Raw genomic sequence first — 24038 nt, 5'->3', positions numbered from 1 at the left:
ATCAATAGTTTAAAACTATGGAGGTAAGAGATGCGAATCGAGCAATTAGAGTACTTGGTAGAAGTAGCAGAAACAAAGTCGTTGACTCAAGCAGCAAAGACTCTTTATATCTCACAACCTTCTTTATCAAATGCGATGAAAGAGCTGGAGCGTGAAATGGAGATTACCTTATTCAATCGTAGTCAAAAAGGAATCACCTTGACTGCTGATGGTGAAGAGTTTTTATCCTACGCTCAACAGGTACTAGAACAAGTTGATTTGATGAAAAGACGTTATCAACAAAAAGAGAAGCCAAGACAGATATTTAGTGTGGCTGGGCAACATTATGCATTCGTTGTTGATGCTTTTGTGCGGTTATTAAAGGAGATAGACCAGCAAGATTATCAAGCCACTCTTAAAGAATCACGAACGTTTGAGGTGATTGAGGATGTCGCAAATTTAAAAAGCGAGATAGGTGTCATTTACCGGAGTAATTATAATCGACAAGTCATCAATAGTACGTTGAAGGATAGACGATTGACCTTTACGCCTTTACATGTTGCAAAACCACATGTGTTTATTTACCAGAATCATCCGTTAGCATCGAAGGATATTCTGACACTTGAAGACTTAGAACCTTACCCAAAATTGAGTTATGAACAAGGGCATCATAATTCATTTTATTTTTGGGAAGAAGTACTCGCAGATCACCAAGCTAGCAAATCGATCATCGTCAGTGACCGAGCAACGTTGTTCAATCTGTTAATCGGGTTGAATGGCTATACGATTAGTTCAGGGATTATCAATTCTGATTTGAATGGTGAGGATATTGTTGGGAAAAAGCTAGTATCTGACGAACAAATCGAGCTAGGATATATCACGAGTGACTTTCATCAATTGAATCATATAGCGACGAGGTATTTGGATATACTTGAGCAATGTGCGAAAGGGATTAAGACGTTTTAGTGACATCTGATTGAGCTAAATAAACGGACATTGTGAGATCTTGTGATACACTATAAATCTGCTAAAAGACTGCCCCTAACCTATTGGGGTAAATACTAGCAGTATCTCAATACAATAGCCGTATTAGTAACCTTATAGCGTGCTGTTAATCTAATAAAAAGGACAGATGACACGAATGCGAATGGATACATGTAGCGATAAACAAGAATTTAATCAGTTGATTAGTGATGTTCTTAGTTATAACCATCAGTTTGTCTTAGATGGAAAGTATAAACCCCATGTAGCAGGAAATTTGCCACGAAAGAAATTAGCGATAGTGACTTGTATGGATACGCGTTTAACGACTTTATTACCTGCGGCATTGGGGTTTAAGAATGGTGATGCGAAAATCATCAAGACAGCTGGAGCGATAATTAACGAACCCTATGGCAGTGTCATGAGAAGTCTACTCATCGCCATTTATGGATTAAAAGTCAAAACTATTCTTGTGATTGGACATCATGATTGTGGTGCAAGGAGCGTTAGTGGAAAAGCTTTGGTTAAAAGTATGGAAGATCGAGGTATCACTGAGGAGCAATTAACAACTGCTTCAAAAGAGACGGACGTAGCAGAATGGTTAGAGGGATTCCATCATTTGGGCCATAATGTGAAAAGCTCAGTAGCATTAGTGAGAAATCACCCGTTAGTGCCTGATGATATAGTTGTCAAAGGCCTTGTGATCGACCCACATACAGGAGAATTGAGCGACTTTCTAGACTGTGAAGACTGATAAAAGTTAAAGGATAGCTAAAGTTAGGGTAATCTATTGGTAGCCGAGGAGGTCATGACGTGAGTTTAAAACTGATTCAGGCGGATATTACACAGCTACAAGTCGATGCTATAGTAAATGCTGCTAATAGTTCTCTGCTAGGCGGTGGAGGCGTCGATGGTGCCATTCATCGTGCTGCTGGGAAAGGGCTGTTAGAAGAGTGCAGAAGTCTTGGAGGTTGCGCTACTGGAGATGCAGTGATCACCAAGGGCTATCAGTTACCAGCTAAATATATCATCCACGCTGTAGGACCCGTATGGCGAGGTGGCCAGGATAATGAGGTAACAAAGCTGAAGAACTGTTATCAACGGTCATTAGAAATAGCAGCCGCTAAAAACTTACACAGCATTGCTTTTTCCTTTATCTCAGCAGGAGTCTATGGTTTTCCAAGAGAATCCGCTCTAAGAATAGCTGTAGAGACGATATTAGCTTTTGAACAACGGATAAAAGCAAGTGGAAAACCTGAACTTGATTGTTATTTGGTGCTTTTCGACTCTAAAAGTGTAGAGGTAGGAAAACGATTTTATCCAAACCTGTGGTAAAGACTTGTAATGAACCCTAAAGCTAAACACTCCATGAACAACCTTATTTCTCAAAGCTTACCACTTTTTGAACAACCTTTTTGTGTGGTAAACTGTATGTAGAGGAGTTGATGGAAGAGATGAGTAAGTTAGTTGTTTTATTGGCTGATGGGTTTGAAACAATAGAAGCGCTCATTCCAGTCGATATTTGTCGTCGCGGTAAGGTAGAGGTCACTCTTGTCAGTACTACTGGTAATAAGGAAGTTGTCTCCGCACAAAATGTTGTTGTAACTGCAGATGCTTTATTAGCTGATGTCGAGGATGAGGCGATAGATGCTGTTTATATTCCAGGTGGAACTAAGGGCGCAGAATCTTTAAGAGACAATCCTGAGGTTATTGCTTATATCCAAAAAGCTCACAAAAATAAGAAATGGGTAGCAGCGATTTGTGCTGGGCCTATTGTTCTTGATAAAGCTGGTTTATTGAAGGGAACACGCTTTACTGCCTTTCCAACAATTGAAAATCAAATCACAGATAATGAACGTCACTCTGAACAAACGATTGTGATCGATAATGGTATTTTGACCAGTCGTGGTCCAGTACCTGCGCTACCATTTGGCTATCAACTATTAGCCGAATTAGCTGATGAAGAGACGGCTAAGAAAGTTTATCAAGATATGCAAGGACCAATGGTTTTCACACTAGATTTATTTGACTAGAAAACTGCAGAATAAAAAATGAGAGGTTTCTCATAAATTAGTTGACATTTGTGTGTAGCCTCGCTAAACTGTAGTTAATTCAATTAAAGATGCTATGACAAAGGTACTGATATGTTAACGAATCACCAAAAGAGAGTTAGTAGTTGCTGAAAGCTAACACGATTCATCTGACTGATCAGCGTTCACCTTTTTAGCTGAGCAAGCTTTATCTTAAGAGAAACGCCACTCTAACGGAAGGTTAGAGGCTTTGCTTTTTAAACAGAAAGCTGATCCGGATGTCTCCGTTAACTGACCTCAGATTGATAGATCTGGCAGAGATCGATGGTGAACATCGGTAAATATGGGTGGTACCGCGAAATTTTCGTCCCTAAGTAACAATGTAAGAGTTGTTGCTTAGGGACTTTTTTTGTGTCCATCTCCCTTTATCACCCTCATCGCTCTCACAAGGTTAACGGTTAAAGAGTGATCCATCAGTTGCTGAGTGGATAGCGTTAGCACCGATAATTGAGTTATGTTGCCTAGAGTTAGATTTCAAAAATTAAACCTGAGCGAATGAATATAGTGTGGCAAAGCAAAATACAAATCTAGGAGGACAAGAAATGAACAGCAAAGTATTAAAGAAGGCAGGTATTATCGCATTAGGAGTTGTTGGATTATTGGCAGGTTGTGGAAATACTGATACGGCTGATTCTAATGGAGGCAATGGCGAGGAAACGTATAAAATCGGGATTGTTCAGATTGCTGAACATCCGTCATTGGATGATGCTCGTAATGGTTTCACTGATCAATTAGAAAGCGAAGGGGTCACAGCAGATATCGAGTATCAAAATGCACAAGGTGAGACTGCCACGGCTCAATCAATTATTGGAAATTTCATTGATAGTGGTGTCGATATGATCTATGCTATCGGAACACCAGTAGCGCAAACGGCCAAACAAATGACGACTGATACTGAAATCCCAGTGCTATTTTCAGCAGTCACTGATCCAGTTGGCTCAGAGATCGTTGAGAGTTTAGAAACACCAGGCGGAAACATCACCGGAACAACTGATGCGACTCCTGTAAAGGATCAACTGGCACTATTACCAGAGATCGATGATAGTATCAAAAAAGTCGGGATTGTGTACAACACCAGTGAGGCTAATTCGGAAGTACAAGTGAAAGATGCTGAAAAGGCAGCAGATGAATTAGGGCTTACTATAGAAGCTATAGGGGTCAATAATGTTAATGATATGTCTCAAGCTATCGACACAGCCCTGGCTAAATCAGATGCCTTATACAATATAACGGATAATTTGGTCGCATCGTCTCTTGGGGTCATATCTGATAAAGCATTGGCAGCTAAGAAAATCGTTTTACAAGCTTACATTGATGAAACAGATAAAGCCAATGGCATCTTGATTTGTAATGGCTTTAGCTACACTGACCTTGGGAAACAGACAGGAAGTATGGCCAAAGAAATCTTAGTAGATGGTAAAGATGCGGGCAGCATCTCAGTCGGTAGAGTGACAGAAACGACGAATGTTGTCCGTCAAAATGTCTTAGACACATTAGGGCTAGATGCTAGCAAAGAACCATTCAAGGATGCACAACTCATTGATTAGCCGACGTAATAACTCATTGCTATTCATAGATATAGGAAGGGAATAACATGTCTCAATTAATCATTACAACACTCATGCAAGGTATGATTTACGGTATTTTAGCAATTGCTGTCTACCTTACATACACCATTTTAGATATTCCGGATCTTTCGGTGGAGGGAACCTTGCCAGCTGGTGCCTTTACACTAGCAGTAACCCTTCAATGGGGATGGCCACCAGTTCTAGGGATTCTAGCTGCTTTTGTAGTGGGTTCTTTAGCAGGCTTAATGACAGCATTACTCTTTATCCATTTAAAGATTAATCCACTACTTGCAGGTATTTTGACACTAACTATCATGTATTCCGTCAACTTAAGAATAGGTGGATCGTCTAATATTTCATTGTACGGCTTAGCAAATTTGTTTGGGTCAACTGTCTGGATCAATATTTTGATTATGGTAGCTATTGTGTTAGTGATTAAACTAGCACTTGACTGGTTCTTTAAAACTGAACTAGGATATTTACTCTTAGCGACAGGAGACAATGAAGCACTAGTCACCAGTTTAGGTGCAAATAAGAACCATATGAAGATTATCGGCCTGATGTTGTCGAATGGTTTGGCAGCTGTGAGTGGAGCACTTCTAGCTCAAAATATGAAATTAGCAGATATCAGCATGGGTACAAGTGTTATCGTGGTTGGACTAGCCTCGTTGATCATTGGCGGGACGATCATGCGTGGTGTAGCGTTCTTGAATGGCACAACGCGGGCGATTATCGGAGCGTTGATCTATAAGATGATCAGTGGTTTAGCCATTTACTTAGGGATGGCTCCGAATGACTTGAAGGCAATCAACGGGATCATCATTATCTTGTTCATCGCCTACAACAATCTACAACTTGGACAACGTTTCAATCGTTATCTGAAGGGAGTGGCTAAGTCATGATTACCTTCAACCATCTAGCAAAGACATTCAACCGTTACACACCAAATGAGATCGTTCTATTCACTGATTTTTCACTCACCGTTAAACCAAAAGAACTGACGGCAATTATCGGGCCCAACGGCTGTGGTAAGAGTACATTGATGAACATGATTGCAGGGACTGTTGCGGTAGATTCAGGTGAAATAATCTTGGATGAGACTGATATCACCCACCTCTCACCAGAAAAAAGAGCACAGTTGATTGGACGTGTCTACCAAGACCCTAGTTTTGGTGTTGCTAGCAATTTAACAATCCTTGAGAACATGGCTCTTGCAGATAAAAAAGGACAAAAATTCGGGTTGAAACGGTTAATTCAAAAAAATCGTATTCCAGAGTATAAGACCTTATTAGAATCAATTGGATTAGGACTGGAATCAAAACTGAATACCAAAGTATCCTACCTCTCTGGAGGACAACGCCAATCGCTCGCCATTGTAATGGCAGCAATGAACCAACCAAAATTACTACTCTTAGATGAACACACAGCGGCTCTTGACCCTAAAACAAGCCGAGTGATCATGGAAAAGACGAGAAGCTTCCTTGAGGATCTAGGAATCACAACCATCATGATCTCACATAACATGCGTGACGCGATTCGTTATAGCGACCGCGTTATTATGCTCAATCATGGAGAAATCACCTTAGACGAACCATCAAGTGAACTAGATGAAGCACAACTAATTGAAATCTATCAACAGATGTAGAGATGTAGAAGAATGTAGAAAACTGAAGTGAAATGTAGAAAAAAGATGGTCTATTGAATTCTAAAAAGATATCATGGTATTAGGTTAGAAAAGGGGGAGGAATGTTTTTGGCAGATTTTTTGGTCGTTCAATCTGATTTTGGTCAAGCGGATGGTGCGGTGAGTGCCATGTATGGTGTGGCATATCAGGTGTCTGAGAAGTTAACTATCTCAGATTTGACGCATGATATTGAACCTTACAACATTCATGATGCGAGTTATCGGTTGATGCAAACGACACCTTATTGGCCAAAAGGGACGGTATTCGTGTCAATCGTCGATCCTGGTGTTGGTTCGAATAGACGAAGTGTCTGTGTACTTTTAGAGACTGGTCAATATGTCATTACACCAGATAATGGGACCCTAACGTTTTTGAAGGAATATGTTGGTATTAAAGAAGCACGGCAGATTAATGAAGCGACAGAAAGGCTACCAAGTTCTGGAGAGAGTCACACTTTCCATGGTCGTGATATTTATATCTATAACGGGGCGCGTTTAGCGAGTCAGAAAGTCAGTTTTGAGACGTTAGGCAGTGAACTAGCTGTAGATGAACTCACTACTTTTGACTTAATCAAGCCTACTTATAGCGATAAGAAAGTCACTGGAACAGTGGATACGTTAGATGTTCGATTTGGCTCTCTTTGGACCAATATTCCCCTCGCTTTTTTCAAAAAATGGCAGGCTAACTATGGCGATAGTTTTGACGTTAAGATTTCTTATCATGGTACTTTGCGGTATCACGCTACTGTTGCTTATGGTCGGTCATTTGCACAAGTAGCAACGGATGAACCTGTCCTTTATATCAACTCATTGCTAAATGTCGGATTAGGAATAAATCTGGGATCATTTGCAGAGGTTTATCATATAGGAACTGGAAATGATTGGCAGATTACATTGAGTAAATTGGAGTGAATAGTAGTAGATGTTAGTAGCTTTTAAAAGATAGTAGTAGATCTTAGAAGATAGTAGCAGAACTTAGTAGGTGTTAGCGAAAATAGTATCATCAACCATTGGAGAAGCCACGATAAAGGGGTAGAGTGTATGAAAAGCAAGATTACGGTTAAACAAATTGTCGCCATTGGTATTGGGACGGCGGTATTTTTTATTTTGAAACGGTTTGTCACGATTCCAACTGGGGTTCCAAATACTGATATAGCAACGGCTTATCCATTTTTGGCGTTATTAGGTGTTATTTATGGGCCAATTGTGGCAGGGTTAGCTGGTTTTCTAGGTCACATGATCGGGGATTTAACGTCTTACGGCGCCTGGTGGACTTGGATTGTAGCCTCTGGTCTTTTAGGCGTTTCTTTTGGATTAATAGGGAATCGTTTACGGGTCAATGAAGGTATTTTTGATAAAAAGGATATTATAACTTTCATAGTTGGAGAAACGATCGCTAATGTGGTCTTATGGATGGTCCTAGCTCCAATTGGGGATGTTGTGATTTATGCGGAGGCTGCCAATAAAGTCTTTACCCAAGGAGTCGTGATTGGCTTGACGAATGCGGTTGTGACAGGGATTATTGGGGTATTGTTGATTAAAGCTTATGCAGCAACGAAAACGAAGCAAGGCAGTTTAACAAAAGATGCTTGATAAGTTTCACTGTGTGAAGAGAGAGGCGAAGGTCTTGAGTGATGGTGAGAGATGACGAGAAAAGCAATTATTTCATTCAAAAATTTCACATTTCAATATGATGCTCAGAGTGAGCCGACGTTACGGGATATCAGTCTGACAATTTATGAAGGTGAAAAGATCTTGATTGTTGGGGCCAGTGGTTCTGGTAAATCGACCTTATTGAATTGTTTAAATGGGATCATTCCGCAGAATCACCATGGTTCTTGGACCGGAGAGTTGATGATTTCTGGCAAGCGTTTTGGTGAAGACTCGATCTATGAGCTCTCTTTAAGTGTAGGGACAGTCTTACAAGATACTGACAGTCAATTTGTCGGATTGACCGTTGCTGAGGATATAGCCTTCTTGAAGGAGAATGAAGCAGAGTCGGTAGATGCTATGCATGACACGGTTAAGACTTGGGCGACTAAAATCAATTTGGGTGACCATTTGGACCATAAGCCATCAGAACTGTCTGGCGGACAAAAGCAACGGGTGACTTTGGCTGGTGTTCTGGTAGATGAACCACCCATCATCTTATTTGATGAGCCATTAGCCAATCTCGATCCACAAACTGGCTATGATACCATGCGATTGATTGACCAACTTGCCTCTGATGAGCAATTAACCGCTCTTATTATCGAGCATCGTTTAGAAGAATCGTTAGTAGCTAAAATTGATCGGGTCGTGTTGATTGATGACGGTCAGATTGTCACAGATCTACCACCGGATCAGTTACTGAAGCAAACCACTCTGACTGATCATGGTATCCGTGAACCTTTGTATCTCACGGCATTGAAAACGTTAGGTATCGACCTTGATGCTATGCCGACCGTGACTGATTGTCAACAAATGGCGACACCTGTCATCAAAAAAGCACTCAATAACTGGCAAGAGGCTCATCCGTTTAAGATTGAAACACCAAAGCAAACTCCCTTGCTGACGTTAGACCATCTTAACTTTAGCTACCACAAAGGAAACCCTTTATTAAAGGATATTTCACTGACTTTACACAAAGGCGAGATGGTGAGCCTAGTGGGACATAACGGTGCTGGCAAATCGACGTTGAGTCATGTAATCAGTGGTTTTTTGACGCCAGACAGTGGAGATATCAAATGGGATGGTAGGAGTATTTTAGAGGACTCCATTGCCAAACGGGCGACTCGAATCGGTTATGTCCTGCAGAATGCCAACCAAATGTTGTCTCAAAGCAATGTCTATGATGAAGTGGCACTGGGTCTTAGAAATCGGTCAGTTCCTGAACAGAAAATTGAAGAAAAAGTCGTTGAAACACTAGTTATATGTGGTTTAAAACCCTATCGTAACTGGCCTATGTCGGCTTTAAGTCATGGTCAAAAAAGAAGAGTAGCCATTGCAGCAATATTAGTCTTAGAGCCTGATCTGCTGATTCTGGATGAACCAACTGCTGGGCAAGATTTTCGTCATTATAATGATATGATGACGTTTCTAGAAGCATTGAATCGTCGGGGCAAGACTATCTTGATGGTGACACACGACATGCATTTGATGTTAGAATATACTGAACGTACCATAGTCTTAAAAGAAGGGACGATCGTAGCAGATAAGACGCCAGCAGCTGTTCTAACAGATCAACTGCTTGTGGCAGATACCTCACTTAAGACAACCAGTTTATATGATCTAGCTGCCGCAAATCAGTTAGCTGATCCTACCACATTTGTCGAGAACTTTATCCGTTCAGAAAGGGAGGATAGAGATAATGGCAAGTAGTCAAACAAGTAACTTATTGGGATACCTGCCACGAGATACTCAGATCCACCGATTGAGTGGTGTGACAAAGCTCATTAGCTTCATCTTGTTATCGGCGATTGGCATGATATCCTATGATACGCGCTTTTTGATCAGTTTAGCGCTTTTTGGCATCATTATTTTTAAATTGGCTGATATTCGCTATGACGATATTCGTTTGGTAATCCGTTTTATTTTGGTATTTGCGATTTTAAATCTCTTGACGATTTATCTCTTTGCTCCAGAATATGGCGTTGATTTATATGGGACGCGTCATGTAATCTGGGAAGGTATCGGACGGTATACAATCACACAAGAGCAATTGTTTTATGAATTCAATTTGATGATCAAATATTTCGTGACTATCCCGCCCGGATTGATTTTCTTTATGACGACAAATCCAAGTGAGTTAGCAGCTAGTTTGAACCGCATCGGTATTTCTTATCGGATTTCATATGCGGTTGCCTTAGCATTAAGGTATATTCCGGACTTACAACGGGAATTTAAATCCATTGCTCAAGTAGGCCAAGCTAGGGGAACTGATCTCTCTAAGGATGCGCCACTGATGAAACGCATCAAAGGGAATCTGACTTTAGCGATTCCATTGATTTTTTCTAGTTTAGATCGAATTGATACGATTAGTTCAGCGATGGAATTAAGACGGTTTGGCAAATTGGATAAAAGAACGTGGTATATGACCACACCACTGAAGAAAGCGGATATCATAGCCATTTCGATCGTTAGTCTAATTGTTTTAGTCGGACTCTGGCTCATTCTGCTGAATCAGGGACGGTTCTATAACCCGTTTGTATAGCATGGTGTCTAGTGCGCTTCTATAACAGACTGAAATAACTCAACTTAAATAACTCAGGAGAAAGGCGCTTGCCTTCCTTCTTTTTATAACTAGATCTCCCAATGACATCATATGCATCATTTTATGATAAAATTAAGTTAGCTTAATTCTGTTAGCTGTTCGTGCTAAAAAGTTACCTAATAGGACTAAAAACACGCTATAATAGGGATGATAGTTGAAATGATTACGGATAGGTATGACCAAGACAGTGAGGGGGCAGAAGATCACATGACATTTTCAGTCAGTAATTGGACGGTCGTTCGCCACCAGAATGTTGTGGTCGATCGTGCTTCATTTGAATTAGCTGATGGAGAATCGTTAGCGTTATTAGGGACGATGGGTAGTGGGAAGAGTTCACTACTGTTGAGCCTAGCTTCTCTGATCCCAATCACATCAGGAGACATCGAGCCAAGGATCTATCCGCATAATGTCGGATTTATGTTTCAAGAGTCCAGTTTATTTCCTTGGCTTACAATAGAAGATAATGTGAGATTGGGGTTTAATAAACGGTTTTTAAGTAAGCCAGTCGTGGCAAAAGAATTAAGCAAGTTGCTGTCTGACCTTGGACTCGAAAAGATTAAAGAAAGATACCCTAACCAGGTCAGTGCTGGTCAACGGCAGATAGCTGCGATTGCCCGGATCATGGCTAAGAAGCCTCAATATTTGTTTTTGGATGAGCCAACTTCGAGGCTTGATCGTGAGTCGAGTGAAACGACCTGGAAAGCACTACTTGAACTGAAAAAAACTCAGAAGCAGACAGTATTGATGGCAACCCATTCGTTAACAGAATCACTCTTATTAGCGGATCAGATTGGATTGATGACTGAAGGGCATCTAACTATTATGATGAAAAATCCATTGACATTATTTAATCGCAACACACAAAACGAGGCTTTTTTCAGTGCTTATCGTGAGCTTCAATCAAAGATTAAGCAGGTGAAATCATGAAACCACGTTATTATTGGGTTGGGAGCCTCATGATCATTGTGCTTTGGACTATCTTGACACTGTTGATTGATACGGCAAAAATTCCAAGTCCATGGGCTGTTGGTCTTTACTTAGCTACTCATAAGGATATTTGGTTACACTTGGGTATGACCTTAGTACGACTATTAGCAGCCATCGTGCTGTCGTATTTGTTTGGAGGATTATTAGGATTATGGATGGCAACAAGTAAAAATGCTCGTCGCTATCTACTACCAGTTGTCCAGGTCCTTTTTGCGATGCCGCGTCTTGTCTTATTCCCACTTTTTTACCTGTCAATCACTTCAGGCTTTATGGCTCAGGTAACAGCCATCGTTTTTGTGACCCTTTTTTATGTCACGATTCCGACCTATGAAAGTTTGATTGCCTTGCCAGAGACCTATGTGTTTATTGCACGCTCTCTAGATTTTTCAACGGGTATGTGGGTCAGGTATGTTGCTTTCCCAGCAGTAGTTCCACGATTGATCTTGATGGCCCAGCAAACACTGGGTTTAAGCTTATCACTGATCTTGATCACAGAGCAATTTAGAACAAGCTGGGGTATTGGTATGTTTTTAGTCACAGAGTACCAAGCTACCCACTATTTAGAGGTGTACGCCAGTATCCTACTGTTGACATTGCTCGGGATATTCGGTGGGTTTGTCTGCGATATTCTAAAAGTACGGTTTAGTAAATGGTTTATTCCATTAGCCCCATTTGCGTAGGATTACGGTGGTAGCAAGTAGTGAGTGTAGTGAGTAAGTGTAATGAGTAAGTGTGATGAGTAAGTTTAGTGAGTGTCGTTTGAAATAGGGCTCAATATGAGTCAATAAACAAAGAATATGTCAAGTGTCATAAGGGAGGATCGACTGACATGACTCCTAGTAAGGAAGATTATTTAAAAGTTATTTTTGAGTTGAACGAAGTTTATGATAAAGTGACCAATAAATTGATTGCGAGCACGTTGGAGATTTCTCCAGCTGGTGTGAGTGATATGGTTGGTAAATTGATCAAATCAGATCTAGTGGTAAAAGTGAAAGGACAGGGGTTCAAGTTGACCTCTTCTGGGAACAGAATTGCTAGTGATATTATTAGAAAACACAGAATGTGGGAAGTTTTTTTGCATGAAAAGTTGAATTATGATGAGCAAGATATCCATTCAGAGGCCGAGATTTTGGAGCATGCGAGTTCAGAAGATCTGATCGATCGTCTAGAGGTCTATTTGGATCATCCAAAGTATTGCCCACATGGTGGTGTAATTCCTGCAAAGGATACGGTATTGCAACCTCATCAATTGATTAGACTCGCTAATTGCAAGGTTGGTAGTCGCGTGATCATCAAACGGTTTGTTGATGATCAGGATCTACTAGATAGTTTGTCTGAGAAAGACTTAGTGTTGAATCAAGAAGGTAGAATAGCTTCAGTCAATGATTATGATGGCACAATCGAATTGGAAGTGGCTGGTCGTCCAGTGGCAATCAGCGAAAAGATGGCAGCCCACATTTTTGTGACGTTGATATAGGGGGAAAATAACTGATGCGTGTGGGTATAATTGCAGCGATGGCCGAAGAGGCTAAGTTATTAAAAGAACAGCTAGAAGACAGTAAGACAACAACAGTTAGCCGGTGGCATTTTTGTGAAGGAAAATTGTTTGGTCAATCAGTGATTGTGGTCGAGTCAGGGATTGGAAAAGTCATGGCAGCAGCAGTTGCTACGATACTTTTAGAAACATTCAAAGCAGACCTATTAGTGAATACGGGTTCAGCTGGTGGTATTGGTTCCCATCTCAAGGTGGGTGACGTTGTGATTGCCTCAAAGCTAGCCTATAGTGATGTCGATGTTACAGCTTTTAATTATGACTATGGACAAATGGCGCAAATGCCACTTTACTATGTGACATCCCCTGAACTCATAGCACGTTTAGATCTAGCCGCTCAAACGGTTGGATTGACTACCCACCTAGGCTTGATCACAAGTTCTGACTCCTTTATCAATACAGAGAAGCAACGTCAGGACATCATCACTCATTTTCCAACAGTCCTAGCAGCGGAAATGGAAGGGGCGGCAATCGCCCAGGTTGCATTCGCTTTTCAAAGACCCTTTGTGGTTGTGAGAGCCATCTCTGATATCGCCGGTCGAGGGAATAATGAGGTTTCTTTTGAGACATTCATTACAGAAGCAGGAAATAGATCAGCTAAAATGGTATTATCGTTTTTAAAACAATTGACAGATTAATGGTTGGATAATGAACGCTTGAGTCCTATAACAAAAAGTGTTAGAAAAGCACAGACAATTAGACTTTGGAGACACAAAGAGTTTCTATAATGGGGTGGTGCCTGATGGGACTTAAGAGAGTTATTGGCGTTGTTTCAAAAATCAAAGTCCTCACACTAGATTCTGATCCATTGATTCGCTTTACGTTGAGCCCAAATGGTGAAGAACCGATTGCATTACTGATGCATCGCCAAACAGCCCAATTTATTTATGAGATCGCTGAAGGGGATACTATTAGTGTTGAGATATACCAAAATCGATCTAACCATTGGGTCGTCAAGCGGTATAGACCGGTAGATACTAATTTAAACTACCGAGTCTACCACGATTAAAAAGGAAGACGCTATCGTGAGAAGGCTAAAAAGAAAAAAAGTTAGTATGAGTAGATTAGATCCGTTTAGAGGTACGTCATATCAAGTCATGTCATAAGGTAACTATCCTATCAAAAGAAATCGTTTTGGGTATAGTTGCTTCTTTTTTTTTGCCTTAAATCGAGTTTATGAAGAGGACTTAAATTTTTAATAAGGAAACAAGGATAATCATCATTTTTAACTGATATCTGATATGTTAAGAAATAGAGTATGAGAAAGTGTTGCTTTTCAGTCAAAGAAGCAAGTAAAGAAACAAAAATACGAAACAAAGGAGTAAAGCAATGAGTGATGTAATGACAGTTGGTATTGATCAAATGGCGGTTTATGTGCCACCTTTTAAACTTGAGATGGGTGATTTAGCTAGTGCACGTGGTGTGGATCCTAAGAAATTTGAATTAGGCATCGGTCAAGATGAGATGGCAGTAGCACCTCTAACGCAAGATACGGTAGCAATGGGATTGAATGCAGCAATTCAATTGTTTGACCGAGCGGATAAAGTCGATCAACAACGGTTGGATGCCATTAGCCTAGTGATTTTTGCGAGTGAAACAGGTGTGGATCATTCGAAGGCTGGGGCTGTATTTTTGACGGACATACTCCCCATTAAACAGGGAGTTCGTTCGTTTGAGGTGAAACAAGCCTGTTACGGTGGAACTGCCGGGTTACAATTGGCGACGAGTTATGTCCATCAACACCCAGAAGAAACAGTTTTGGTCGTGGCAAGTGATAATGCAAAGTATGGATTGAAAAGTGGTGGTGAGCCAACCCAAGGAGCTGGAGCCGTCGCTATGTTAATCAGTCAGGACCCAAGAATCGCTAAAGTATCAGATGTATCGGCTTATCATACGGCTGATGTGGCCGATTTTTGGCGGCCGACTGATCAAGAATATCCACTGGTGGATGGCCCATTGTCTAAAAAAGCCTATCTTGACTTCTTCAATGATACGTTCACGTCATTTCTAGGATTAACACATCAGACAATTGCTGATTTTACGGCAATTTGCTGTCATGTTCCTTATACCAAGTTAGGTGCAAAAGCTTTGGCTCCTTATTTAGACGACTGTGATGACGAGACAGCAAAACGACTCAGTCATTATTATCAACAAGCTGTTTCTTACAATCGCATGGTAGGAAATATATACACAGGATCATTATATCTGAGTCTATTCTCGTTATTAGCTCATGAGCCTAACTTAGCACCAGATAGCGAGATCGGAATGTTTAGCTATGGTTCTGGGGCTGTTGGCGAATTCTTTAGTCTGTACTTATCAAAAGGGTATGGGCAAGAGATCCAAAAACACCGATTTGCGGAACAGCTTACTGCTAGAAAAACATTAACAATTGATGAGTACGAAACCCTTTTTGAGGAGAAAATCCCCACCAAAGCCAGAGATTTCCTTGTAGCAGATGACCATCATGACCCATCTGAATACCAATTGAAAGCGATTAACAATGGCCATCGAGTTTACTCAAACCCAAAAAACAGGTAATTTTGTAACATTAAAGCCCATTTTAGACCCAATTATGACACTATATTACAATGGTATTACCACCGGTTTATGTTCTTATGAAAAACAAGCGAGGTCCTGGGGAGCATGTTAGTATATCCTTGTTGGTGAAAGAGCGACACATTATTCGCTCAAAACTAAGGCAAACACAAAGGAGAAATACAAGACATGATCTCAAGCAAAAAACTACGTTATACAATAGCAACCATGACTGCAGGCGCAGCTTTACTGATTGGACCAGCTACTGCATCAGCAGCAGAATGGAATCCTCGGACAGCTTCAGATATCGAATCAGAAATCGTTGTAAATGACGACGGTACGAAAACGTACACGATTCAATGGGGCGATACCTTATCAGCAATTGCTCAAGCAACTGGCATCTCTGTTAGCAGTTTAACAGAAGCTAATGGCATCAATAATGCTGATTTGATTTACCCAAGCAACAACTTAACTGTTTCTAAAGATAACTCAGTTGTCACCTTCAATGATAACGTCTCTGGTGAAGAATCAAGTTACAATGTGACTTCTGATCAAGCAACAGAAGTTGAAACTTCTGCAGAAACTGAAACACAATCTGCTGAAGCAAGTGCTCCAGCTGAACAACCTGCAGAACAACCAGCAGAACAAACTCAATCCTATACAGGAACAAGTAGTTCAGCTAAAGAATGGATTGCTCAAAAGGAATCAGGCGGTAGCTATGATGCTCGTAATGGGATTTATATCGGCCGTTACCAATTAACAAATTCTTACTTAAATGGTGACTACTCCCCTGAAAACCAAGAACGTGTGGCAGATCAATATGTTGCAAACCGTTATGGTTCATGGGAAGCAGCTAAATCATTCTGGTTAGCTAATGGTTGGTACTAAGCCTAAAGGATCGAGCACTGATTAAAGTGATCTATTCATGGGAATAGTGATAAGAGTAATACTGAGATAGTAAGCTAAAAATAAAATAAATCTAAAATACATCAGAAGAGAAGTTGGGACTTGTTCCTAGCTTCTTTTTTGTGGAGACAGTGATGAGTAAAAGTTATATCGGTTTATAGAGGTGGGTCCAGGGTGAGAAGCTTGAATTTGTTTGGTCAAGTTTGCTAAAATCGAAGGGAAGAAACTAAAGGAGGATGGCCATGATTGGAATAATCGTCACAGGACATGGGGAGTTTGCAAAGGGGATAGGACAAGCAACCAAAATGATTGCTGGACCTCAAGAAGCTTTTGAAATCGTCCCATTTCAAGAAGATGAATCGATAGAAGAACTAAGGACGCATTTGATTTCAACTGTTGATAGCTTGAAGAAAGAAACAGAAGGTCTTGTTATCTGTGTCGATTTGATGGGCGGTAGTCCATTCAAGGAGGCCATCAACCTTGCTAAATTAGACGACACAATCGAAGTTGTTGTGGGGATTAATCTTCCAAGTTTGATTGAAGCAGTGATGCTGAGACAGTTTTCAAAAAGTCCGAAAGATTTAGCGAAAAGAGCAGTCGAATCCGGGAAAACAGCTATCCAAAATGTAAAAAACAACGACACATTTACTTTATAGCAGTTAAAAAGCACTTTCTGGTGCTTTTTTTTATGGCGTGAGAGATTCATTGCAACTGAATAGATAAATCGGTTATGATATAAGTAATTATATTTACGAAAAAGGAGGGAAATCGTGGCTCAGACTAACCGAGAGTTAAACATGATCACTTCCCCCTTCAATGATTTGTTGCACGGCATATTCGCTATAATCACTGAAGCAATAGCCCAACCATTAGTGATAAAAACGGTGGAGTCAAGGGACTCTTCACTTCATAAGCCAGTTATCGATCCCAATCGATTGACGTTTGAATCCCGCGCTGGTGAGATTGTTAAAACGGAATTGATCAAATCGACGATTGATCACTGGTTGACACCCTTTAAATCGTTACATGCTAAGCAAGTCATCGTATGTGGGGAACATCCACTTAAGACAGAATTGCTCCAATATCTTTGTGATCAGAATGTCAGACAGGTCACCGTGTTGACTGTCTCACCTGACAGCTATAGTCATCCAAATGATCAAGTCATTTATCGATCGTTAAATGACTGGGAGTCCTTTGAGGCAGACTTTTTTATCCAATTAAGTCCTGTTCAGTTGAAGAGTCAGTCGTTTAAAGAAGCAAAGACACATATAAACAAGTATCGTGGCATCGCTGATTTAACCAGTTGGCTACCATATAATGAACAAAAAGATCATCGGCAATTCGTGGTTAATCACTATACTTTTTGGATTTGCTGGTTGTTATCAGCACTTGAATTATGGCAAGGGAAGAAGATTCCTGGTCCGCTAAAACGAAAAATATACCATGAATTACTCGTTGCAGATCCCGAAAATGATGCGATTTATCTGGTCGGATTACCGGCAGTTGGGAAATCGTCGGTCGGTAGAGAACTCGCTAAAAAGCTAGGGTATTCTTTTGTTGATCTGGACAAGATGATGATCAGTCGTTCCGGCCACTCTATCACTGAGATGTTTGATTTTGATGAGGCTCGATTTCGCCGTTTTGAGACAAAATGCTTAAAAGAGCTCTCTGGACATCAACGAACGATTATCTCAACGGGTAATGGGGTTGTCTTATCGCCTTATAATCGCCGACTATTGGAGAAAGCATTCGTCATCCATTTAGATCGACCGCAAGAGTTGATGAATTACGGAATCAGTACGCGTAATAGACCACTATTGAGGGGAAACCCTGGATTAGTTAAGCAACTTAGAAAGGATCGTTTCTTCTATTATCATAGTGTGAGTAACTGCCGGGTGGTGAACTATAAACGCCATCGGACGGCAGCTATTATTACAAGACTGCTCAAGAAACGATTGCAAATTCACCGAGAGCTACATCAAGCATTACTCAGATTGGCGATTAATGAGCAATCTGGTCAGAAAGAAACGAACGCAAAAATGTGAGAAATTGTAAGGACGCGTCAAACGTCAGAAAGGAGTCAAAATGCCTGTTTATAATAATAAAGAATGGTTGAATGAGAAACTGGCATTATTGCCTGATCTTCCTGGCTGTTATTTGATGAAGAACGAAAAAAACACCATCATTTACATTGGAAAAGCAAAGAATTTAAAGAACCGAGTACGCTCCTATTTTAGAAGTTCTCATACTGGGAAAACAGCCTTACTAGTAGAAGAGATCTATACCTTTGAGACAATTGTGACCAACTCCAACAAAGAGGCTCTTTTATTAGAGATTAGCCTGATTCAAAAGTATCAACCGAGATATAATATTCGACTTAAGGAAGGAACGATGTATCCTTATCTTAAGATCACTAAGGAGAAAGATCCGCAATTAGTGATCACGAGTACGGTCAAAAAGGATGGTGGCTTATATTTTGGTCCATATCCCAACGTCTATGCTGCCAATGACACCCGACAGTTTATTCAAAAGATTTATCCCTTGAGACGCTGTCCAAAGAATGAAAAGAGAGCTTGTTTTTATTATCATATCGGTCAGTGTATTGGCTGTTGCGATCATGACGTTAGTCAAGAGGAATACGCAACTCAAATCGATCATATCAGACGATTTTTGAACGGTGATGTCAAAGAGGTAAAAGACGAGTTGACGGCAAAAATGGCTCATGCATCTAGCGACCTTAATTTTGAAAAAGCCGCGGAATATAGAGACCAGATCCGCCATATCGAGCAAACTGTCGAACAACAAAATATTTTGTCTCTTGACTATAAAGATCGTGATGTCTTTGCTTATGATGTCATGCGTGGTTGGGTATCAATCCAAGTCTTTTTATTGAGACAGTCAACAGTCATCAAGCGAGAAGCAGCATCCTTTCCTCTTTATGATGATCCGGCTGATGAAGTTTCGTCTTATATTGGCCAATTCTATCAAGAAGAAAATCATATATTACCCAAGGAAATATTACTTCCAGAAGCCTTAGATGCTGATTTGATTGCAGAAACACTGGGCGTAACGGTTAGACAACCCAAACGGGGACGCTTAAAACGTTTATTAGACTTAGCAAGTCAAAATAGCCATTTGGCACTAGCAGAGAAATTTCGCATGGAAGATCGGAAACAATTAAAGACAGTTGGAGCAATCGAACAGTTATCAGAAGCTTTGAAATTACCCTATATCAAAACGATTGAATCATTCGACCACTCCAACATCCAGGGAACCTCGCCAGTGAGTGCCATGGTCGTCTTTAAAGATGGAAAACCCGCTAAAAAAGATTATCGAAAATATCATGTTAAAACGATTAAAGGCGCGAATGAATTCAAGACAACTCAAGAAGTGATTAGAAGACGTTACAGTCGACTACTGAAAGAGGAAAAACCATTACCAGATTTGATTATGATGGATGGAGGACCAATTCAAGTTAAAGCTGCTAAAGAAGTGTTAGAAGATGAGTTAGGACTGGATTTACCAATAGCAGGAATGGTCAAAAATGACAAGCACCAAACAGCCCGTTTAGTGTTTGGTAATCCATTGGTTCCAATAGATTTACCACCAACTAGTCCAGCTTTTCAATTAATCCAACGTATCCAGGAAGAAGTCCATCGTTTTGCAATTACTTTTCACCGTCAAGTCAGAACAAAGAGCGAATTTCAAAGTCAATTGGATCAGATTGATGGCGTTGGTCCAAAAACGAGGCAAAAAATTTATCAGACCTATAAAACGAGAGAAGCGATGGAAAATGCAACTGTAGCTGATTTTCAAAAAATCGGCATTTCCCAAAAAGTCAGTGAACGATTGGTCGATTTCTTTATCGAACAAAAAGCCAATCGTGAATTGATTGCGATAAAAGAGCGGCAGATGGCATATCAAACGAATAATTCTCAGAAAAGAGGCAGACATGGAGAGAGTAAGTAAGAGAACAAGATTACTGTACACAGTGGTATTTTGGATTGGGTTACTAGTTGTTCCAATAGTTGCGGGCATCATCAGCCAATATTATGCAGCGTTGGGTCGACATCTCGAGATTATTTCGATTATCTCATCATTGACGAGTGCAGTGATAGGCGTTTATTTATTCCGGGATCTCATTCGTCGAGACTACCGCTATCTAGAAGATAAGTGGGTCAAAGTCACACTATTAATCATTGCAGGGTTTGTATTTAGAATTGTGTTAACAACTCTATTAACCCAGCTTGTATCCGTTGAAACGAGTGAGAACCAAGTGGCTTTAGAGGGGATGTTAAATACCATTCCTTTATGGTTATTCTCAACAATGATTGTCGCTAGCGCCCCTATCACTGAGGAACTATTTTTTAGAGAAGTGTTATTGGGCTGGACCAAAAGCAGATTAGTCCAGTGGGTGATGGGAATCGTGTCGGTTCTGTTTTTCTCATTTATGCATACGACAACTGATCCATTATCAGTCGTTCTCTATATCCCAATCGCAATTCCTATCGTTTTTCTTTATTTTTATTTTAGGAAGAACGTAGTTGTTTCAATTATCTTCCATGTAGTGAATAATGCCATCGCCTTGGCGGCTATGGTGGTGACCTCGAAAGGCTAATGCTAATGCTATTGTTACTGATAGTGCTAAAGTTACTGTTGAAAAGATCTATTCTGTCTATCCAATCTATCCTATTTCATTAGAAAGCTCACTAAAAACAATAGAACACAAAATGAAAAGTAAAAGAAAAATAAAAGAAAAGAAAAAATTAATAGAGAAGCACTAGAGCCTAGCGGACGCCATCTGTCTGGTTGGTCCATCTAGTGCTTTTTGCTATATGTTACTTGCCAGAACTAATCAAATATGAGCCAATAATTAAAGAATAATGAGAGCAAAGTTATTCATCAGTTATAGTATTAATAAAATACTATAAACAATTAATATAGTTAATCTAACATGACGTGTTATATAACTGTCACTAGAAAGTGTATTGATATATCGATGTTATAGAATATGAAAACGTCTGGCAAAAAATGAAAATGATTATTAAAAAAACATTGACATTAAATATAAATGACAATATAATGATAAACAAGTTAGTTTGGTGAAAGAGAATCACAGATGCATTTAATGGACTCGTTAGAGAACGTCAACGTGCAGTGAAACCCTCAATGAATACTGCCACGATGGCATTTTAGTTTTGTTGGGGTGCTCGTTTGGTCATCTGTTGTAGTAGCTAAATGGTAGCTAACTGGACTGGTCTAGAAGAGTAAAAGTACTCTTTCAGACTGTAAATCTGAATGAAAGAGGATGGGGATAGGAATAATAGTTGGAGTATCGCATGACAAAAATACTCCTAAGCGTGACTAGCTAACAAGAAGCTTACCGGAATTATAACAATAGAATTAAGAAAGTCATTAGAAAACTAAGCGACTCTAAGTGGAATAAAGGAGGAATAATATTTTGAGTAAAGCTATATGGAAATATTCAACATTGCTATTAGCGTTGACCATAGCTCTAGCGGGGTGTTCATCCTCAGACGGAGATAAAGATGGTGCCAAAGGGGATAGCGACGAAGCTGCCTCCAATGTCGTAGAAGGTGCGACCTTAAATACCGTTTACGGGACAGATATTGCGTCGTTAGATTATACATTCTCTAGCCGTGCCACTAATAGTGTACATTATACGAACTTTGTCGATGGACTCTTGGAAAATGATTCACTTGGTAATTTGATCCCAGCCTTAGCTGAAGATTGGGAAGTCAGTGATGATGGATTAACCTATACCTATCACCTTAGAAAAGGCGTGAAATGGGTAACGAATGATGGAACAGAATATGCTGAAGTCAAAGCGGATGACTTCGTAACAGGGTTGAAGCATGCGGCCGATATTGAATCTGAAACTCTTTATATCGTATCAAATAGTATTAAAGGATTAGCAGACTATGTTTCAGGGAAAACAGATGATTTCGCTGATGTTGGTGTTAAAGCAGTTGATGATTATACGGTCGAATATACCTTGAATGCACCAGAGTCTTATTGGAATTCTAAAACGACTTACGGTATTTTGTACCCTGTCAATGCTGAATTTTTAGAATCACAAGGCGAAAACTTCGGTTCTGCTTCTGCTGATTCCATCCTTTATAATGGGGCATTCCTTTTGACCAACAATACAGCTAAGTCTGTGATCGAGTATGAAAAGAATGAATCCTATTGGGGTGTTGATGACGTTCATATCGATGCCGTTAAATATACATTCAATGACGGCAGTGATCCAGATGGTCTATTTACCTCCTTCCAAAATGGTGACTTGACACTTGCGCGTGTCTATCCTAACTCAGCTGGCTATAGTGCTGTAACAGAAGCCTACCCTGATGGTGTGACTTTCTCACAAACAAATGGTACTACTTATAACTTAACCTTCAACTTATCACGTGGGGCATATGAAGCAACCAGTAAAACGACTGATGAAGAAAAGGATTCCACTCAAAAAGCAATCTTAAACCGTAACTTTAGATTAGCCTTTGAGTTTGCCTTTGATCGTGCAGCCTACAATGCCCAAAGTGTTGGGGAAGAAACCTCAAGTGAGGCTCTCAGAAATACCTTAGTACCGCCGACGTTTGTTCAAATCGGTGAAGAAGATTATGGTAAAGCGATCGAAAAAGAATTACAAACTTTAGATAGTGATACTTGGGCAGATATTGATTTGTCTGATGGTCACGATGAATACTATAATTCTGACAAAGCAAAAGAATATTTGGACAAAGCGAAAGCTGAATTAGAAGCTGATGATGTGGCTTATCCGATCCACTTAGATATCCCTGTTCTTGAAACGAGCGAGGTTGGGGTTAACTCAGCAAAATCGATCAAGAATTCAATTGAATCAACACTCGGCGCAGATAATGTTGTCGTTGATATTCAACTTTTGAACCAAGACGCTTACTTAGCAGCAACCTATTATGCAACAGCTGGTTCGGCTAGTGATTTCGATATCTCTACGGCATCTGGTTGGGGCCCTGACTACCAAGACCCATCAACTTACTTGAATATCTATAACTCTAAGACAGGTGATATGCTTCAAACGCTAGGCTTAGATGGTAGCGAGTTGGTTGAGGGAGAAGATGTTTCTGCTCCAGCGAAAGAAGCGCTTGGATTTTCTGAATATGATGCATTGTTGGATGCCGCTAATAGTATAACTGATGACGACGATGCTCGTTATGAAGCTTATGCTAAGGCAGAAGCTTGGTTACTGAACAATGCAATCCAAGTTCCAATCTATGCAGGTGGCGGATTACCTCGTGTGACAAAAGTAGTTCCATTCTCGGCACCATACAGCTGGTCTGGTATAGCGGCTGACAAATTGAAGTACATCGAGATCCAAGAGGATGTCGTAACGGTAGATCAATATGATGAAGCCCTTGATAAGTGGAATAAAGACCGTTCAGCAGAATAATCTTTGACCCACGGAAAAGTGTAGAAGTGATAAAAAAGGGTTAGATTTCAACTAA

At 40.2% G+C, this 24038-nt stretch carries 24 protein-coding genes; 23 read left to right on the top strand and 1 reads right to left on the bottom strand.

The genetic code is table 11. The annotated features are described in order from the left end of the window. Positions 1-30 precede the first annotated feature (30 nt). The 4 genes from H541_RS0101395 to H541_RS0101380 all read left to right on the top strand — a co-directional run bounded on the left by H541_RS0101395 (position 31) and on the right by H541_RS0101380 (position 2993). Positions 31-945 (top strand): LysR family transcriptional regulator, encoded by a 915-nt coding sequence (locus H541_RS0101395; protein WP_022795570.1) that lies wholly within the window; start codon positions 31-33, stop codon positions 943-945. 166 nt (positions 946-1111) lie between these two features. Then, a complete protein-coding gene (locus H541_RS0101390; protein WP_052168237.1) occupies positions 1112-1714 on the top strand; it encodes a beta-class carbonic anhydrase in 603 nt (200 codons plus the stop codon). A gap of 59 nt (positions 1715-1773) precedes the next feature. Further along, positions 1774-2295, top strand: a complete 522-nt coding sequence (locus H541_RS0101385) for an O-acetyl-ADP-ribose deacetylase (protein WP_022795568.1) — start codon at positions 1774-1776, stop codon at positions 2293-2295. Positions 2296-2414: 119 nt separating this feature from the next. Next, the gene (locus H541_RS0101380; protein ID WP_026501520.1) at positions 2415-2993 is read left to right on the top strand and encodes a DJ-1 family glyoxalase III; all 579 of its coding nucleotides are present in this window, start codon (positions 2415-2417) and stop codon (positions 2991-2993) included. Positions 2994-3277: 284 nt separating this feature from the next. Here H541_RS0101380 and H541_RS13700 read toward each other — a convergent pair whose 3' ends face one another. Then, a complete protein-coding gene (locus tag H541_RS13700) occupies positions 3278-3409 on the bottom strand; it encodes a hypothetical protein (protein WP_276202752.1) in 132 nt (43 codons plus the stop codon). Between the two features lie 183 nt (positions 3410-3592). Here H541_RS13700 and H541_RS0101375 point away from each other — a divergent pair, with 183 nt between their 5' ends. The 19 genes from H541_RS0101375 to H541_RS0101285 all read left to right on the top strand — a co-directional run bounded on the left by H541_RS0101375 (position 3593) and on the right by H541_RS0101285 (position 23983). Next, positions 3593-4597, top strand: a complete 1005-nt coding sequence (locus tag H541_RS0101375; protein WP_022795566.1) for an ABC transporter substrate-binding protein — start codon at positions 3593-3595, stop codon at positions 4595-4597. Between the two features lie 47 nt (positions 4598-4644). Beyond that, a complete protein-coding gene (locus tag H541_RS0101370) occupies positions 4645-5520 on the top strand; it encodes an ABC transporter permease (protein ID WP_022795565.1) in 876 nt (291 codons plus the stop codon). Further along, positions 5517-6263 carry an ABC transporter ATP-binding protein gene (locus tag H541_RS0101365; RefSeq protein ID WP_022795564.1) on the top strand — a complete coding sequence of 249 codons (747 nt, stop codon included), beginning with the start codon at positions 5517-5519 and terminating at the stop codon, positions 6261-6263. Before H541_RS0101370 ends, H541_RS0101365 begins: the two co-directional genes overlap by 4 nt. Positions 6264-6364: 101 nt before the next feature. Next, a complete protein-coding gene (locus H541_RS0101360; protein ID WP_022795563.1) occupies positions 6365-7213 on the top strand; it encodes an SAM hydrolase/SAM-dependent halogenase family protein in 849 nt (282 codons plus the stop codon). 129 nt (positions 7214-7342) lie between these two features. After that, positions 7343-7894 carry an ECF-type riboflavin transporter substrate-binding protein gene (locus H541_RS0101355; RefSeq protein ID WP_022795562.1) on the top strand — a complete coding sequence of 184 codons (552 nt, stop codon included), beginning with the start codon at positions 7343-7345 and terminating at the stop codon, positions 7892-7894. 51 nt (positions 7895-7945) lie between these two features. Continuing rightward, the gene (locus H541_RS0101350; RefSeq protein WP_022795561.1) at positions 7946-9661 is read left to right on the top strand and encodes an ABC transporter ATP-binding protein; all 1716 of its coding nucleotides are present in this window, start codon (positions 7946-7948) and stop codon (positions 9659-9661) included. Then, positions 9651-10493 (top strand): energy-coupling factor transporter transmembrane component T family protein, encoded by an 843-nt coding sequence (locus H541_RS0101345; protein WP_022795560.1) that lies wholly within the window; start codon positions 9651-9653, stop codon positions 10491-10493. The genes H541_RS0101350 and H541_RS0101345 overlap by 11 nt, the downstream gene beginning before the upstream one ends. A 219-nt stretch (positions 10494-10712) precedes the next feature. Next, positions 10713-11480: an ATP-binding cassette domain-containing protein gene (locus H541_RS0101340; RefSeq protein WP_022795559.1), complete on the top strand. Its 768-nt coding sequence runs from the start codon at positions 10713-10715 to the stop codon at positions 11478-11480. After that, positions 11477-12220, top strand: coding sequence for an ABC transporter permease (locus tag H541_RS0101335; RefSeq protein WP_022795558.1), 744 nt, complete (start codon positions 11477-11479; stop codon positions 12218-12220). Before H541_RS0101340 ends, H541_RS0101335 begins: the two co-directional genes overlap by 4 nt. A gap of 149 nt (positions 12221-12369) precedes the next feature. Next, entirely contained in the window at positions 12370-13017 is a 648-nt protein-coding gene (locus tag H541_RS0101330; RefSeq protein WP_022795557.1) for a metal-dependent transcriptional regulator, read from the top strand. A gap of 14 nt (positions 13018-13031) precedes the next feature. Next, positions 13032-13730 (top strand): 5'-methylthioadenosine/adenosylhomocysteine nucleosidase, encoded by a 699-nt coding sequence (locus H541_RS0101325; protein ID WP_022795556.1) that lies wholly within the window; start codon positions 13032-13034, stop codon positions 13728-13730. A 104-nt stretch (positions 13731-13834) separates the two neighbouring features. Continuing rightward, complete coding sequence (locus H541_RS0101320; protein WP_022795555.1) at positions 13835-14101, top strand: hypothetical protein; 267 nt, start codon at positions 13835-13837, stop codon at positions 14099-14101. A gap of 320 nt (positions 14102-14421) precedes the next feature. Next, positions 14422-15630 (top strand): hydroxymethylglutaryl-CoA synthase, encoded by a 1209-nt coding sequence (locus H541_RS0101315; protein ID WP_022795554.1) that lies wholly within the window; start codon positions 14422-14424, stop codon positions 15628-15630. 186 nt (positions 15631-15816) lie between these two features. Next, positions 15817-16515, top strand: coding sequence for an aggregation-promoting factor (gene apf, locus H541_RS0101310; protein ID WP_022795553.1), 699 nt, complete (start codon positions 15817-15819; stop codon positions 16513-16515). A 260-nt stretch (positions 16516-16775) separates the two neighbouring features. Then, positions 16776-17189 carry a PTS sugar transporter subunit IIA gene (locus tag H541_RS0101305; RefSeq protein ID WP_022795552.1) on the top strand — a complete coding sequence of 138 codons (414 nt, stop codon included), beginning with the start codon at positions 16776-16778 and terminating at the stop codon, positions 17187-17189. Between the two features lie 114 nt (positions 17190-17303). Beyond that, on the top strand, positions 17304-18578 hold the full coding sequence (locus H541_RS0101300; protein WP_022795551.1) for a shikimate kinase: 1275 nt from the start codon (positions 17304-17306) through the stop codon (positions 18576-18578). Positions 18579-18618: 40 nt separating this feature from the next. Further along, complete coding sequence (gene uvrC / locus H541_RS11185) at positions 18619-20502, top strand: excinuclease ABC subunit UvrC (protein ID WP_022795550.1); 1884 nt, start codon at positions 18619-18621, stop codon at positions 20500-20502. Then, the gene (locus H541_RS0101290) at positions 20486-21151 is read left to right on the top strand and encodes a CPBP family intramembrane glutamic endopeptidase (protein WP_022795549.1); all 666 of its coding nucleotides are present in this window, start codon (positions 20486-20488) and stop codon (positions 21149-21151) included. The genes uvrC and H541_RS0101290 overlap by 17 nt, the downstream gene beginning before the upstream one ends. Positions 21152-22006: 855 nt before the next feature. After that, on the top strand, positions 22007-23983 hold the full coding sequence (locus tag H541_RS0101285) for a peptide ABC transporter substrate-binding protein (protein WP_420805187.1): 1977 nt from the start codon (positions 22007-22009) through the stop codon (positions 23981-23983). The last annotated feature ends 55 nt before the right edge of the window (positions 23984-24038 follow it).

It is taken from the genome of Bavariicoccus seileri WCC 4188 (assembly GCF_000421665.1).
GTDB classification, from domain to species: Bacteria; Bacillota; Bacilli; order Lactobacillales; family Aerococcaceae; genus Bavariicoccus; species Bavariicoccus seileri.
The sequence above is the reverse complement of the archived record's forward strand: the minus strand, read 5'-3'. Positions and strand labels throughout refer to the sequence as shown.

What these genes read in the sequence shown, in the direction of transcription:
- H541_RS0101320 (WP_022795555.1), top strand. Translation starts at nt 13,835, where the DNA reads ATGGGACTTAAGAGAGTTATTGGCGTTGTTTCAAAAATCAAAGTCCTC.
- H541_RS0101365 (WP_022795564.1), top strand. Translation starts at nt 5,517, where the DNA reads ATGATTACCTTCAACCATCTAGCAAAGACATTCAACCGTTACACACCA.
- H541_RS0101325 (WP_022795556.1), top strand. Translation starts at nt 13,032, where the DNA reads ATGCGTGTGGGTATAATTGCAGCGATGGCCGAAGAGGCTAAGTTATTA.
- H541_RS0101370 (WP_022795565.1), top strand. Translation starts at nt 4,645, where the DNA reads ATGTCTCAATTAATCATTACAACACTCATGCAAGGTATGATTTACGGT.
- H541_RS0101290 (WP_022795549.1), top strand. Translation starts at nt 20,486, where the DNA reads ATGGAGAGAGTAAGTAAGAGAACAAGATTACTGTACACAGTGGTATTT.
- H541_RS0101355 (WP_022795562.1), top strand. Translation starts at nt 7,343, where the DNA reads ATGAAAAGCAAGATTACGGTTAAACAAATTGTCGCCATTGGTATTGGG.
- H541_RS0101390 (WP_052168237.1), top strand. Translation starts at nt 1,112, where the DNA reads ATGACACGAATGCGAATGGATACATGTAGCGATAAACAAGAATTTAAT.
- H541_RS0101375 (WP_022795566.1), top strand. Translation starts at nt 3,593, where the DNA reads ATGAACAGCAAAGTATTAAAGAAGGCAGGTATTATCGCATTAGGAGTT.
- H541_RS0101305 (WP_022795552.1), top strand. Translation starts at nt 16,776, where the DNA reads ATGATTGGAATAATCGTCACAGGACATGGGGAGTTTGCAAAGGGGATA.
- H541_RS0101340 (WP_022795559.1), top strand. Translation starts at nt 10,713, where the DNA reads ATGATTACGGATAGGTATGACCAAGACAGTGAGGGGGCAGAAGATCAC.
- H541_RS0101395 (WP_022795570.1), top strand. Translation starts at nt 31, where the DNA reads ATGCGAATCGAGCAATTAGAGTACTTGGTAGAAGTAGCAGAAACAAAG.
- H541_RS13700 (WP_276202752.1), bottom strand. Translation starts at nt 3,409, where the DNA reads ATGGACACAAAAAAAGTCCCTAAGCAACAACTCTTACATTGTTACTTA.
- H541_RS0101345 (WP_022795560.1), top strand. Translation starts at nt 9,651, where the DNA reads ATGGCAAGTAGTCAAACAAGTAACTTATTGGGATACCTGCCACGAGAT.
- H541_RS0101350 (WP_022795561.1), top strand. Translation starts at nt 7,946, where the DNA reads ATGACGAGAAAAGCAATTATTTCATTCAAAAATTTCACATTTCAATAT.
- H541_RS0101360 (WP_022795563.1), top strand. Translation starts at nt 6,365, where the DNA reads ATGTTTTTGGCAGATTTTTTGGTCGTTCAATCTGATTTTGGTCAAGCG.
- H541_RS0101335 (WP_022795558.1), top strand. Translation starts at nt 11,477, where the DNA reads ATGAAACCACGTTATTATTGGGTTGGGAGCCTCATGATCATTGTGCTT.
- H541_RS0101330 (WP_022795557.1), top strand. Translation starts at nt 12,370, where the DNA reads ATGACTCCTAGTAAGGAAGATTATTTAAAAGTTATTTTTGAGTTGAAC.
- H541_RS0101315 (WP_022795554.1), top strand. Translation starts at nt 14,422, where the DNA reads ATGAGTGATGTAATGACAGTTGGTATTGATCAAATGGCGGTTTATGTG.
- uvrC (WP_022795550.1), top strand. Translation starts at nt 18,619, where the DNA reads ATGCCTGTTTATAATAATAAAGAATGGTTGAATGAGAAACTGGCATTA.
- H541_RS0101380 (WP_026501520.1), top strand. Translation starts at nt 2,415, where the DNA reads ATGAGTAAGTTAGTTGTTTTATTGGCTGATGGGTTTGAAACAATAGAA.
- apf (WP_022795553.1), top strand. Translation starts at nt 15,817, where the DNA reads ATGATCTCAAGCAAAAAACTACGTTATACAATAGCAACCATGACTGCA.